Annotated in this window: 11 protein-coding genes; 5 read left to right on the top strand and 6 right to left on the bottom strand. The window is 72.8% G+C overall.

What is annotated here, in order from left to right:
* Positions 1–3 precede the first annotated feature (3 nt).
* On the bottom strand, positions 4–1,854 hold the full coding sequence (locus tag ACFY6U_RS24310) for a family 20 glycosylhydrolase (RefSeq protein WP_390041357.1): 1,851 nt from the start codon (positions 1,852–1,854) through the stop codon (positions 4–6).
* A complete protein-coding gene (locus ACFY6U_RS24305; protein WP_390041767.1) occupies positions 1,847–4,210 on the bottom strand; it encodes an alpha-L-fucosidase in 2,364 nt (787 codons plus the stop codon). Before ACFY6U_RS24305 ends, ACFY6U_RS24310 begins: the two co-directional genes overlap by 8 nt.
* Positions 4,211–4,462: 252 nt before the next feature.
* Between ACFY6U_RS24305 and ACFY6U_RS24300 the strand changes: the two genes are divergently transcribed.
* Positions 4,463–5,806 (top strand): amidase, encoded by a 1,344-nt coding sequence (locus ACFY6U_RS24300; protein ID WP_390041355.1) that lies wholly within the window; start codon positions 4,463–4,465, stop codon positions 5,804–5,806.
* Positions 5,807–5,927: 121 nt separating this feature from the next.
* Here ACFY6U_RS24300 and ACFY6U_RS24295 read toward each other — a convergent pair whose 3' ends face one another.
* Positions 5,928–6,410 (bottom strand): GNAT family N-acetyltransferase, encoded by a 483-nt coding sequence (locus ACFY6U_RS24295; RefSeq protein WP_390041353.1) that lies wholly within the window; start codon positions 6,408–6,410, stop codon positions 5,928–5,930.
* Between the two features lie 58 nt (positions 6,411–6,468).
* The gene (locus ACFY6U_RS24290) at positions 6,469–6,642 is read right to left on the bottom strand and encodes a hypothetical protein (RefSeq protein WP_107436349.1); all 174 of its coding nucleotides are present in this window, start codon (positions 6,640–6,642) and stop codon (positions 6,469–6,471) included.
* 648 nt (positions 6,643–7,290) lie between these two features.
* Between ACFY6U_RS24290 and ACFY6U_RS24285 the strand changes: the two genes are divergently transcribed.
* The 4 genes from ACFY6U_RS24285 to ACFY6U_RS24270 all read left to right on the top strand — a co-directional run bounded on the left by ACFY6U_RS24285 (position 7,291) and on the right by ACFY6U_RS24270 (position 9,755).
* On the top strand, positions 7,291–7,875 hold the full coding sequence (locus ACFY6U_RS24285) for an RNA polymerase sigma factor (protein ID WP_390041350.1): 585 nt from the start codon (positions 7,291–7,293) through the stop codon (positions 7,873–7,875).
* Positions 7,872–8,429 carry a hypothetical protein gene (locus ACFY6U_RS24280; RefSeq protein WP_390041348.1) on the top strand — a complete coding sequence of 186 codons (558 nt, stop codon included), beginning with the start codon at positions 7,872–7,874 and terminating at the stop codon, positions 8,427–8,429. Before ACFY6U_RS24285 ends, ACFY6U_RS24280 begins: the two co-directional genes overlap by 4 nt.
* A gap of 152 nt (positions 8,430–8,581) precedes the next feature.
* Entirely contained in the window at positions 8,582–8,959 is a 378-nt protein-coding gene (locus ACFY6U_RS24275; protein WP_390041346.1) for a hypothetical protein, read from the top strand.
* Between the two features lie 25 nt (positions 8,960–8,984).
* Complete coding sequence (locus ACFY6U_RS24270) at positions 8,985–9,755, top strand: SDR family oxidoreductase (RefSeq protein WP_390041345.1); 771 nt, start codon at positions 8,985–8,987, stop codon at positions 9,753–9,755.
* A 209-nt stretch (positions 9,756–9,964) separates the two neighbouring features.
* On the opposite strand, the gene ACFY6U_RS24265 is transcribed toward ACFY6U_RS24270, so the two are convergent.
* Positions 9,965–11,491: an SDR family NAD(P)-dependent oxidoreductase gene (locus ACFY6U_RS24265; protein WP_390041343.1), complete on the bottom strand. Its 1,527-nt coding sequence runs from the start codon at positions 11,489–11,491 to the stop codon at positions 9,965–9,967.
* 103 nt (positions 11,492–11,594) lie between these two features.
* Positions 11,595–12,926 carry a wax ester/triacylglycerol synthase family O-acyltransferase gene (locus tag ACFY6U_RS24260; RefSeq protein WP_390041341.1) on the bottom strand — a complete coding sequence of 444 codons (1,332 nt, stop codon included), beginning with the start codon at positions 12,924–12,926 and terminating at the stop codon, positions 11,595–11,597.
* Positions 12,927–12,972 lie beyond the last annotated feature (46 nt).

Raw genomic sequence — 12,972 nt, 5'->3', positions numbered from 1 at the left:
GGGTCAGGAGAGGTGCCAGAGGGCGGGCGTGCGCTGGTCGGGCGGGTACTGGACCACCCGGCCGTCGTCCGTCACGGTCAGCGCCATGCGGGTGATCGCGTTGACCAGGTGGTAGCCGGTTGCCGTCGGCTCCAACTCCCAGCGCTGCAGGGTGTTCCCGCTGTCGCACGGCTGCCAGGTGGCCGCCACCCCGGGCTGGAGCGGGGCATTGAGCGTGAGCTTGCCGCCGCGGATTTCCAGGCAGTGGTCGGCACTGCGCAGGGTCGCGTAGCCGTCGGCGGTGCGCCGGACCTCCGCCCGGTACGCCGCCCCGTCCGTCCCGAGGGTGTACGTCCCGTCCGGTACCGGCACCTTGGTCAGGATCCGCAGGCCCGGTGCGGGTCCGACCGCCGTGCCACGCGCGGTGAACTCCGCGTAGGTGGCGTCAGGATGCGGGTCGCCCCAGGTGGCCTGGGCGATATGACGCAGGGCGGGCCACAGTTCCGCGGCCACCTCGTTCTCGGTCTCACCGCTGCCGTTGTCCGGCCAGAGGCTGATCTTCGCGCCGGTGACGCCGTCGGCGGAGGCGAGTTTCTCGCCCTCGAAGGAGCGGGGATCCCAACTCTGGTCGTAGAGCGCCTCGGTGTCGCTGTGGAAGCCGCCTCGGACGAGGTAGAGGGAGTAGGAGGCGTTCATCACCGCATAGCCCTGGGCGATGAGTTGGCTCGGCTTCACGGCCACGTTCAGCCAGTGCTCGACGGTGGTCCCGGTGGCCACGGGGACGGTGCTGGCGCCGGTGAGGCCGTCGTTCCAGATGCGCAGCCGGCGGCCCTTGCTCGCCGCGTAGGCCTGGACGCGGTTGATGAAGTCGACGTACGCGTCCTGCGGGGTGGCGCCGGGGCCGTACTTCTCCTGCGCGTACTGCAGCATCTGCGGGTACTTGGCGTAGTCCGAGCCGAGCATGTACTCGTCGGCGCCCATGTGCCAGGACTTCGCCGTGAAGACCTGGGCGTACTCGTCCATCAGGCTCGTGTAGTAGTCGAAGGCGGCCTGCCGGGTGACGTCGAGCCGGGCGGGTTGCCTGTTGCCGTCGGAGTCGGTCAGTTGCAGGTCGGGGCGGTTCTCGATCCAGGGGTCCAGGTGGCCCGGGGAGTTGATCTCGGGGATGATCTCGACGTGGTAGCGGTCGCCGAGGGCGACCAGCCGTCGTATCTCGTCCTTGGTGTAGTAGCCCCAGGTGTTCGCCTCGGGATGGGCGTCGCTCTTCACCTTCAGCTCCAGGAGCAGCTGGTTGAGCTTGTGGTACGCCATCCCGCGGACCAGGTTCTCCAGCCAGGGCAGGGAGACGTGGATGTAGCAGGCGCAGACGCCGACGCCCCGCTCGCGGTAGCGCGGCACGTCGGTCGTGTGTCCGGCGGGGATCCGGTCGCCCTGGGCGAGGAGTTGGAGGAGGGTGCGGGTGCCGTAGAACGCGCCGGCCCCGGTGGCACCGGTCACCGACAGCCGTCGGCCGGAGCTGAGTTCGTAGCCCTCGCTGCCCAGGGTGGGCCGTGCCGAGGGTCGGACGTCGATGACGATGTCGCCGGGCCGGGAGGCGCCCGTGACGACCGGGACCACGCCGTGTCCTGCCGCCCGGAGATCGTCGGCCAGGGTGTCGGCGACCTTGCGCCCGGCGGGGTCGGAGGCGACGAGCCGGGTACCGGAGCCGAACCTGTAACTCCCCTGCTCCGGCGTCCAGTCGGCCAGCGCGGGCAGGGTGATCGGCGTGGCCGTCCGCCGCTCCTGCGCGCCCGCCGGGGTCGGCGCCGTCAGCAGCGTCAGTGCCGCCACGGCTCCGAGCAGGCGTGCCGCTCTCCTGCGGAGTGCCTCAGCCATGCCACTCGACCTTGAACACCCACACGTGCTGTCCCGCCCGCCGGGCCGCGTCGGGCACGTCGATCACCAGGGCACCGTTGGAGACCGTCCAGGTCAGGGGCCGGCCGTGGCCGAGCACGGTCACCTTGTCGCCGGCGCGGATCGGCACCGGGGCCTCGACGGTGAGCCTGGCGCCCGGCCGGGTCAGGGAGTGGATGTAGAAGGCCTCGTCCGGGCGGACGGTGAACCGCAGGTCGTCGCCGAGCTGGGCCATGCGCGACCAGTACGTGGTGCCGTAGATCGCCTCGCCGTTGACGTCGAGCCAGGCGCCCGTCTCGCGCAGCCGGGTCTGCATGATCTCCGGGATGGTGCCGTCGGCGCGCGGGCCGATGTCCAGGAGGAAGTTGCCGTTCTTGGAGACGATGTCGACGAGGCTGTGCACGACCTCCTCGGTGGTCATGTAGGCGTCGTCCGGGGTCTCCCGGTTGTAGCCGTAACTGCGGGGGTCGAGGCCCCGGCTGGCCTCCCACTTGGCGACGACCGTGTCGGCGTACGTCGTGTACTCGGGCGTCGTGTAGTCGTGGAAGCCGATGCCCGAGCGGTCGTTGACGGTCACGTCGACGGGGCGGGCGCGGTTCTTGGCGTGGTTGAAGTACTCGGCGAGGACATGGACGCTGTCGTTGGCGCCGCCGATGTCGCACCAGATGATCTCCGGGTCGTAGCCGTGGATCAGTTCCAGCATCTGCGGGGCCTGGTAGTCCCGTACGAAGTCCTTGCCCGGGGTGTAGCCGGTGTACGGCAGCGGGTCCAGGGTGTACGGGTTGCGCGGGGCGTGGCCCATCCAGGGGCTGTCGGGGTTGAACCACTCGGGCATGGAGAAGTAGAGGCCGCGGTGGAGTTCGGGCGTGTACCGCCTGGACGCGTCGAACAGCTCCTTGACCAGGTCCCGTTTCGGGCCGAGCCTGACCGCGTTGCGGTCGGAGACCTTGGTGTCCCACAGGGCGAAGCCCTCGTGGTGCTTGGAGGTCAGCACGTGGTACTGGGCACCGGCGTCCCGGAACAGCTCCACCCAGGCACGTGGGTCGAACTTCTCGGCCGTGAAGCGCGGGATGAAGTCGTCGTAGGCGAAGTCCGCGCCGTAGGTGTCCCGGTGGTAGGCGTACGTCGGGTTGCCCGGGTCCTGCATCTGGTCCCAGTACCACTCGGCGTACTGCACCCCGACCGGCGCCCACGCGGGCACCGAGTAGACACCCCAGTGGATGAAGATGCCGAACTTGGCGTCGTTGAACCAGTAGGGCGCCCGGTGGCCGGCCAGCGAGGTCTCGGTGGGCCGGTAGTCGGCGGTGCCGAGTGTCAAGGTGCCCCTGTGCACGGTGACTTGGGTGCCACGGCCGTGCACGGTGACCGTGCCGTCCCGCTCGGTGCCGGGCGCGGTGCCCGTGCGGTTGCGGATGCCGACGCGGACGCGTGCCTGTTCGCCGGGGTCGAGGCGGCGGATGCGGGCGGGCTCGACGGTGCGGGCGCCGGGGACGTCGACGCGTACGGACACCGCGTCGCCCGCCAGGATCGCGACGGTGCCCGCGTTGACGACGGTGGCCTCGACGCTCTGGGCGCCGGTGGCGTCGAGCAGGGAGCTGGTGGACCGGGTGTCGCGCAGGGCCAGCGCCCGCCCCTGGGCGACGGGTTGGAGGGAGAGCGCGAAGACGTGCAGGGCGGCTCTGCCGGCCTCCGCCGGGTTGGTGACCGGCAGGGTCAGGGCGACGGCCTCGCGCCGCGGGTCGATCCACACCTCGGAGGTGCCGATCCCGACGCTGTGCCCGTCCTTGCCGCCGTCCGGCTGGTAGCGGTACGGCGCCGACAGCGGCCCGCCCGCCGAGTACCAGTCGCCGCCGCTCAGGCCGCCGGTGCTGGTCGTGCCGTCGGCGTAGTGGACGGTGGCCGCGCCGGAGGCGTTTCCGTAGCTGCCTGCGGTGAGGAAGAGGGCCGACAGATAGCGGCCCTTGGGGAGGTCGATGCGCTGGCCCAGCGCGACGACGTTGTTCCCGGCGCCCGCCGTGGCGGCCGGGAAGTCGAAGGGGATGCCGTCGACCTCGACCCGTCCGGCCGGGAGTTCCTCGCCCGGGAACGTGTAGCCGGAGCCGTCGAAGTCACCGCCCCGGGCGGCGGCGGTGTCGATGCCATCGTTGTCATAGAGGGAGTCGAGGGGTACGGGAATGGGTTCGGGGACGGGCGCCCAGGGCGGCACGGTCCCCGCCTCGGCCTGCTCATCGGCCGCCCCGGCGGCCTGCGCCTCGGCCGGCACGGCGAGGGGCAGGGCGGCCGCCGCGGCGGCGCCCGCCGCGATACCCAGGACCTGACGTCGTGGACAAGGAGACATGCTCATTGCGCGGCTCCATTCATCGGATGTCTGATGATTGAGCGGGCCCAGAAGCCTGTCAATGGGGCGTGCACGAACGAGAGTTGACCCAGTGGTCGGATGACCAGCGAGGAGAGCGTCGATCACGGCGGCCACCCCGAGGCGGATCCGGTTCCCATGAGCAGGCTCCGGGACTCTCGACGTGGAGCCCGCGGCCGGGCAGAGTGCCCTTTCGTACCGACGAGTAAGCCGCATGCACCCCGAGGAGCGCCCGTGACCGACTGGGCCGGCCGGACCGCCGCCGAGATCGCCGCCGCCGTACGCGAGAGGCGGGCCACCCCCCGGGAGGTGCTCGCGGGGCATCTGGAGCGGATCGACCGGCTCGACGGACGCATCGGCGCGTTCCGCAAGGTCCGGGCGGAGGCGGCACAGGCGGAGGCGGACGAGGTCGCGGCCCGTGCCGACCTCGCCGAACTCCCCCTCGCCGGAGTGCCGTTGGCGGTGAAGGACAATCTGGCGGTGCGCGGCGAGGCACACCTGGACGGTTCGGCCGCGCTGCCGGACACGCCCGCCGACGCGGACCATGTCACCGTGGCGCGGCTGCGGGCGGCGGGCGCGGTGGTCATCGGGCTGACCAACGTGCCCGAGCTGTGTGTCTTCGGCACCACCGAGGGGGCCCACGGCATCACCCGCAACCCGTGGGACACCCGGCGCAGCGCGGGCGGCTCCTCGGGCGGCAGCGCGGCCGCGGTCGCCGCCGGGCTGGCGCCGATCGCCCTCGGCAACGACGGCATGGGCTCGCTGCGGATCCCCGCAGCCAACTGTGGTCTGGTCACCATCAAGCCCGGGTTCGGCGTGGTGCCGGCCGGGATCGGCAACGGCGACTGGTTCGGCATGTCGGAGAACGGGCCGCTGGCGACCACCGTGGCGGACGCCCGGCTGATGCTCTCGGTACTGGCGGGGAAGGAGTTCGAGGCCGCCGGTCAGCGCACCCCGCGGAAGATCGCCGTCTCGCTGCGCAGCCCGTTGGTCGGCGTGACCGTCAGCAAGCCGTATACGAACGCGGCGACGGAGGCGGCCGGGCTGCTGGCGGGCGCCGGACACCGGGTGCGGCGCGCCGAGCCGCCGTACCCGGCGTCGATCGGTGTCACCGCGCTCCGGCACTGGACCGCCGGGACGGCCGTGGACGCGGCCGCCCTGGACCCCGCCCTGCTGGTCCGGCGGACCCGGGTGCACGCGGCCATCGGGCGCCGCTTCCTGCGCGGGGTACAGGTGGGCGACGCCCGCGAGCGGCTGCGCGCCCGGCTCACGCCGTTCTTCACCGAGCACGACGTGCTGCTCACCCCGGCACTGGCCCGCCACGCGCCGAAGGCGGCTCCCTGGCACGAGCGGGGCTGGTTCCGCAACGCCCTGGCCGGTTCCAACTACTCCCCTCTGACCCCGGCCTGGAACCTCACCGGCTGGCCGGCGATGTCGGTCCCGTTCGGCACGCTGCCCTCGGGCGCCCCCTGCGCCGTACAGCTGGTGGGCCGGCCGGGGTCGGAGGCGGTCCTGCTGGAGGTGGCCCAGCAGCTGGAGACGCTGCGGCCGTGGCAGCGGACGGCGCCTGTCGGCTGAGCACGCACGTGGAGGCGCGCGAGGCGCCGTCGTCCTCGGTGCGGCCGGCCGGCTCGCCCGCCGTGGCGGGGTGTCGGCGGCCGCTGCTTCGAGGACCGCGCGGAGGCCGGGCCGGTCACCGTCACAGGGCGCGGTACATGATGTGCAGGCCGACCGGTCCGTGCTTCGGGTGGTCGAAGGCCTGCGGGACCGTGCCGAGGACGGTGAAGCCCAGGGAGGTCCACAGGGCCACGGCGGGGTTGGTCTCGACGACGGCGTTGAAGACCATCGCCCGGTAGCCGTGCGCCCGGGCCTCGGCGAGGACGTGCTCGGCGAGTGCGCGCCCGATGCCCCGGCCGCCCTGGTCGGGATCGACCATGAAGCCGGCGTTGGCGACGCTCGCGGCGGGCCCCCCGTAGTTCGGGGTCAGGTAGGCGGAGCCGACGACGGCTCCGGTGGGGTCCTCGGCGACGTAGACACGCTTCGCCGGGCTCATCCACAGCGCGCGGGCCGCGTCCTCCGAGGTGTCGGGGTCCCATCCGTAGGTCTCGGCGGCGGCGACGATCCGGTGCCAGAAGGGCCAGATCTGCGGCCAGTCGGCCGCGGTGGCTTCTCTGATCAGCATGGGCGTGAGTCTCGCACGCCCATGCGCGTCGGCGATCGCGACGGGACCGACCTGCCGGTCAGTCCACGCTGGGCAGGATGTGGGGCTCGGCGAGATCCTCCTCGTAACCCGCGAGGCGGATCGGGGCGGACCGGGCCCACACGTCGAGGCTGCCGAGCTGTCCGGGCCGGGTGCCCGCGCGCTCCGTGCGTTCCTTGGGGCGCTGCTCGCGATTCGTCTTCTCCGGTGTCACCGCGCACTCCTTATGTGTGGGTCACCCTCGGGGCGTGCCGGACAGTCTGCGTTCCGGTGCTTGGCGCCCGCTCGGGTCTGGGTTGAAGGCCAGTTCGGACGCGGTGGCGCCGGTAACTCACAAGAGAGCAGGCCGCTGTCGACCGGCTCGTCCCGGGACGGACCGTGGGTGTGGGTGGGACCCCTTGGTGCTGTCCGTCCCCTATAGATTAACCAAATGAGCAGGGGTCCGCTCGATAGGGAGTGCAAACAAGGTGTAACTATCGCGAGTCGCTCCGCATATCGGCGAGTCGCGAATGCACCTTTTCGTAACATGATGCGCCGTTTATGCCCCGCTCGCTCGCGTGCCGGCCGGCGTGCGCGAGCTGCATCACCGGGCCGCGGGGCGGCCGCCGCCGAGGCCGACCCGGGGCGGCTGTCCGGGGACCGCCGGACGCGCTGATCCGCGGGCCGGCTGCCCGGCCGGCGACCGGCCTCGTCCCGGCCGCCCCCGGTCCGCTCGGGCCGCTCCCGACGCACCCGTCCCGTAACGCCCGTCCGCTCACCGACAAGTAGTGAGTGAAGGCCGGCCCCGAGCCGGGGCGGCCCTCGTCCGCCGGGCGGAACGGCCGCCCGGACGGGAACCCGACGAGTCCAGAGGGGCGGTCGCGTGCACGCAGCGAGAGATCCTGCCGCGTTCGAGGAGTTCTACCGGCGCCATGTCGAGGGCGTGACCCGGTTCGTGGCGCGGCGGATCGCCGACCCGCACCTGGTCGCCGACCTGACGGCCGAGGTCTTCCTGGCCATGCTCGACTCGGCCGACTCCTACCGCCCCGGCCGGGGCAGCGAGACGGCCTGGCTGTACGGGATCGCGCGCAACATCGTGTCGGTCGAGTGGCGGCGGGCGGCCCGCGAGTCACAGGCCGCCGGCCGCTTCGCGGGGCGCCGTCTGCTGGAGCCGGACGACGTCACCCGGCTCGAGGAGCGCATCGACGCCGAGGCGGCCGCGCGGCGTCACCGCGAGGCACTGGCCGGGCTCCCGGAGGGTGAACGGGCGGTCGTCGAACTCGTCGTCGTGGACCAGCTGACCGTCGCGGAAGCCGCCGCGGCGCTCGGTATACGCCCGGTCGCGGCACGCGTACGACTGCACCGCGCCCGCAAGACGCTGCGCGCCGCGGCCGGGCCCGCGGAACAGCCGGGCGGATCGTCCGGCTCCGACACGGATTCACTTTCGTATGTGAGGGGAAACGCATGAACGCGACATTCGAGGACCGGTTGCTGGCCGAGCTCAAGGCCGAGGTGGTACGGCGGGCGGCCGAGGCCGGGCCGGTTACCGTCGTACCGCGCCGCGTGGTCACCCCGCGCCGGGTGGGCGTGGCGCTGGCCGCCTGCGGAGCCGCGGCGGCGGTCGCCGTCGTCCTGCCGGGGTCGGGGACCACGAGCGCGTTCGCGGTCGAGACGCACCCGGACGGCACCGTCACCTTCACCCTGCAGGACGTCGCCCTCAGCGGGCCCCAGCAGCAGGACCTGATACGGAAGCTGACGGACGCGGGCGTGTACACCCAGGTGAACAAGGTGCCCGCGGGGCAGCGGTGCGCCCTGCCCGGGAATCTGCGGCCCGGTGACGTGATCGTCGGGGTCGACCCCGGCCCTGGTGCACCGGCCGACACGGGCAAGGGTCCGATGGAGTGGCACCGCACCCTCCACCGGGGCGACACGGTGCGGATTGACAACGGCGTCCGCCACTCCGTCGTCTACACCTTCATCCGGGGCAAGGCATCCCCCTGCCGGCTGGAGCCGATCGACTGAGCCGCCTCCGGCCCGCCGCCCGGTGTCGTCGCGCACCGGGCGGCGGGCCGGGGCCACAACAGGCTGTGCAGTTCAGGTTGCGTTGGCCGGGTCGAAAACTCGACATGATCCGATGGCGCAGGACAACGGCTGTCTCGCGGAAGGACTGACGCATGGAGCTGCGCAGCGTCGAGGAGCTGATGGATCTGCTGTACGCCTGCCGGCACCAGCGCGCGCTGCGCGCCGCGGCACTGCTGCGCCGCAGCCGCCCTGCCGACAAGGAGCTCCAGGTGGCAGGCCTGGTGCACGGCATCGAGGAACTGCTCGGCCCGGCCGACGGCGCCGCGCGCGCGGTACGCCACCTGCTCGGGGAACGTGTCTACCACCTCGTCCGAGGGGACGGCGCCGCCACGGACGACGACGTACTGCGCCTGCGCCAGGCGGACGAGGAGAGCCGCACCGCCAGCTTCGACGCGGGCGTCCTGGAGGACTGGCGGACCGTCCTGGAACTGGTCGCCGCCCGCAACTCCCGCCTGGGGGCTGTCGACTGACGTTCCGTCATGAGACGGTACGGCGATGACGTCATCCTACGGGCCGTCGAACGGGCTCCGGGGCCGGGCGGCCGTCGTCACCGGCGGCACCCGCGGCATCGGGCGCGCGGTCGCCGAGGCGCTCTCGGCGGCCGGTGCGTTGGTGTGCGTGAGCGCGCGGGACCCGGACGAGGTGCGGCGTACGGCTGCCGGGCTGGGCGGGGTCGGCCTGGCCGGCAGCGTCGCCGAGCCGGAGCACGCCCGGGAGCTGACCCGGCTGGCGCTGACCGAGTTCGGGCGGCTGGACATCCTCGTCAACAACGCGGCGACCAACCGCCCGTACGGCCCGCTCATGGGTGCCGACCTGGGCGTGTGGCGGGAGGCGTTCACCGTCAACGTGGAGGCCCCGCTGCGGCTGACGCAGTGCGCGTGGCGCGGCTGGATGCGGGAGCACGGCGGCTCCGTGATCAACATCTGCACGGAGGGCGCGGCCCATGTCGGCCCCCACGTGGGCGCGTACGGCACCAGCAAGGCCGCACTGCTGCATCTCACCCAGCAGCTGGCGGGCGAACTGGCGCCCCGGGTGCGGGTCAACTCGGTCTCCCCGGGCCTGGTGCGCACGGAGATGGCCCGCTTCATGTGGGAGCCGCGGGAGGACGAGATCGCCGCGGGGCTGCCGATGGGGCGGATCGGCGAGCCGGAGGATGTGGCCGGGGCGGTGCTGTGGCTGGCCTCGGACGCGGCGGAGTGGGTGACGGGAGCGGACCTGGTGGTGGATGGCGGTACCAGGGTGAGAGCGGCGCACTTGCCCACCTGAGGGGGGAGCCGCGCCCACCCCCGGCCACGGGAGGCGCGCGTGCCCGAGATCAAGTCGGCAACGCGGCTGCCCCCAGCGGGCGACGGGCCCATGGGTGGACCCGTATGGGATCGAACCACGAAGTACGCGTGACCTGCGCACCGGGCACACCGGCGCCTGGCAGAAGACTAGGGCTCCGGTGGCAGGCGTCGCCAGCGATTAAGCGGGGCTCACCACCTGCCCGGCTCGTAGTCCTTCAGGAAGACCCCGTACACGTCGTCGCCCTCCTCGCCGCGCACGATCGGGTCGTAGACGCGGGCCGCCCCGTCGACCAGGTCGAGCGGTGCGTGGAAGCCCGCCTCGGCCAGCCGCAGCTTGTCGTAGTGCGGCCGCTCGTCGGTGATCCAGCCGGTGTCGACGGAGGTCATGAGGATGCCGTCGGTCTCGAACATCTCCGCCGCGCTGGTCCGCGTGACCATGTTCATGGCGGCCTTGGCCGCGTTGGTGTTGGGGTGCCCGGCGCCCTTGTAACCGCGGCCGAAGACGCCCTCCATCGCCGACACATTGACGACGTACGAGCGGCCGCGCGCCGCCTTCTTCGCGGCCGCGGCCATGGCCGGCCGGAGCGCGCTGATCAGGATGAACGGCGAGGTGTAGTTGCAGAGCTGGGTCTCCAGGAGCTCCACCGGGGAGATCTGGTCGATGGTCTGCACCCAGGTGTTGGTGTCGACGACGTCCGGGACGAGGCCGCCGGCGTCGATGGCGGTGCCGTCGAGGTGCCGGGCCACACTGGCGTTGCCCGCGACGAGGGCGAGGTCGGCGACCTGCTGCGCGTCCAGGCCGCTGGTGCCCAGCGGCAGCGCGGCGAGACCGTCGACGGCCCCGGAGTTGAAGGCGCCGATGACCTGGTGGCCGGGGAGCTCACCGGCCGGCAGCGGGGCGCTCTCGCCCTCGACCAGGGCCGCGTAGGCGGCCGGCAGCCGGCGTACGGTCTGGGTCGCGTTGTTGATCAGGATGTCGAGCGGGCCCGCCGCGCCGACCTGCTCCGCGAGGGCGACGGCCTGCGCCGGGTCGCGCAGGTCGATGCCGACGACCTCCAGGCGGTGCAGCCAGTCCGCCGAGTCCTCCATCGCCTTGAACCGGCGGATGGCGTCCTTCGGGAAGCGCGTGGTGATCGTCGTGTGGGCGCCGTCACGCAGCAGTCGCAGCGCGATGTACATGCCGATCTTGGCGCGGCCGCCGGTGAGCAGGGCACGCTTGCCGGTCAGGTCGGCGCGGGCGTCGCGCTTGGCGCGGTTCAGCTGTGCGCAGTCCGGACAGAGCTGGTGGTAGAAGTAGTCGACCTCGACATAGCGGGTCTTGCAGGTGTAGCAGGAGCGCGGGCGCTGGAGTATCCCGGCGACCCTGCCCTCCTCGGTCCGGGAAGAGGGCAGCAGGCCCTCGGTCTCGTCGTCGATGCGCTGGGCGGAGCCGGTCGCGGTGGCCTCGGTGACCGCCTTGTCGTGGGCGGTCTTGGCGGCCCGGCGCTCCTGGCGGCGGCGCTGCTTGACCGTGCGGTAGATGCCGGCCGTGGCCCGGCGCACCGCGATGGCGTCCGGGTGGTCGACCTCCAGCTCGTCCAGCTCGGCGAGCACGCCGAGGCAGACGGCGAGCCGCTCGGGGTCGATGCCGGGGCCGTGGACCACGGCCCCGTCCACGGCCTCGTCCACGGCCCGCACCGCGTCCTCGGCCGCCGGGCCGTCCTGTGTCACCGTCATCGCGCTGCCGCTTCCCTGATCCACCAGCGGCGCTCCGACTCGCGCCCGCTTTCGAACCGGGAATTTTACGGAGCTCCGGGCGATACCTCCAAACCCGACCGGATCATGGATCGCAGACCGCGATCAGCGAGTCCACCTCGTCGGTGACCGCGCGGGCCAGCACGTCGAGGTCGGGGACGGCGCTCGCGTCGGCGACCAGGCCGTAGTGGACGTGGTTGCGGTAGGTGGAGATGGCGACCGCCAGGGACTGGCCGGGCGCGAGCGGGGCCAGCGGGTAGACGGCCGTGAGCGGGTGGCCGCCGAGGCGCAGGCCGACGCCGGGCAGCGGCACGCTGGTGACCAGGATGTCGAACCAGAGCCGGGCGGCCTGGCCGACGAGCGGCCCGCCGAGCCGGTGCCCCAGCGCGGGCACGTGGTCGGCGAGCAGGGCGACGGCACCGGCGCCCCGGTTGGGGCCGGCGTCCTTGTTGCGGACCATCGCCGTGCGGACGCGGTCGAGGCGGGCGATCGGGTCCGGGTTGTCGACCGGAAGCCGTATCAGGTACCCGGAGAGCCGGTTGCCCTGTGGGGTCGCGGTGCGCGGCCGGCGCTTGGAGACGGGGATCAGGGCGCGCGGGGCGACGCCCTCGGTGGAGTCGCCGCGCTCCTCCAGCCAGCGGCGCAGGGCGCCGGCGACGACGGCGATCAGCACGTCGTTGACGGTGCCGCCGACGGCCTTGCGGACCCGGTGCACGTCGTCGATGTCGAGGTCGACCCCGGCGATGCTCCGGGTGCCGGTGGGCTCGGACCTCAGCGCGGCCGAGGAGCTCACCCCGAGGGCGGACAGGGCGACCGAGGCGCCGATGTCGAGGGCCCGGCCCACGTCGGAGAGGGCGCCGCGCACCAGCTCGGGCAGCCTGCGCACGTCGGGCAGCGCCAGCATCGGGCGCGGCGGCTCGATCGAACGCGGTGCGCGCACCGGCAGGTCGAGCGGGTCCATGACGCCGGCGGCCAGCTTGAGGGCGCGCAGCCCGTCGGCGAGGGCGTGGTGGAACTTGAACAGCACCGCGAAGGACACCCCGTCCTCGCCGGGCAGCACGTGCGCCTCCCACGGCGGCCGGCCCCGCTCCAGCGGACGCTCCATCAGCCGTCCGGCGACGGCCTGGAAGTCGGCGGTCGGGGCGTGCAGCCGGACGTGGTTCAGGGGGTCGAAGTCCGGGTCGGTCTCGCGGGCGGCACTGCCGAAGGCGAGCGGCTGCCAGACGTCTCTGATACGCATGCGCAGACCGGGCACGGCGACGGCCCGGGCCGCGAGCAGGTCGGCGGCGTGCGCCCCGGCGGTCGGGGAGTGCGCCGAGAAGACGCCCAGCGCGCCCAGGTGCATCGGGTGCTGCTCGGACTCGATGTTCCAGAACGCCAGATCGAGCGGGGCGAGCAGGTCAGCAGTCGCAGTCATCGAAAAGGGTGCCTCGCGTTGACGGAGGGTGGATCAGCAGTCAAAC

Source organism: Streptomyces sp. NPDC013157, assembly GCF_042899865.1.
Taxonomy (GTDB): domain Bacteria; phylum Actinomycetota; class Actinomycetes; order Streptomycetales; family Streptomycetaceae; genus Streptomyces.
Note: the sequence above shows the minus strand (reverse complement) of the source record. Positions and strands in the feature narration are given on the sequence as shown.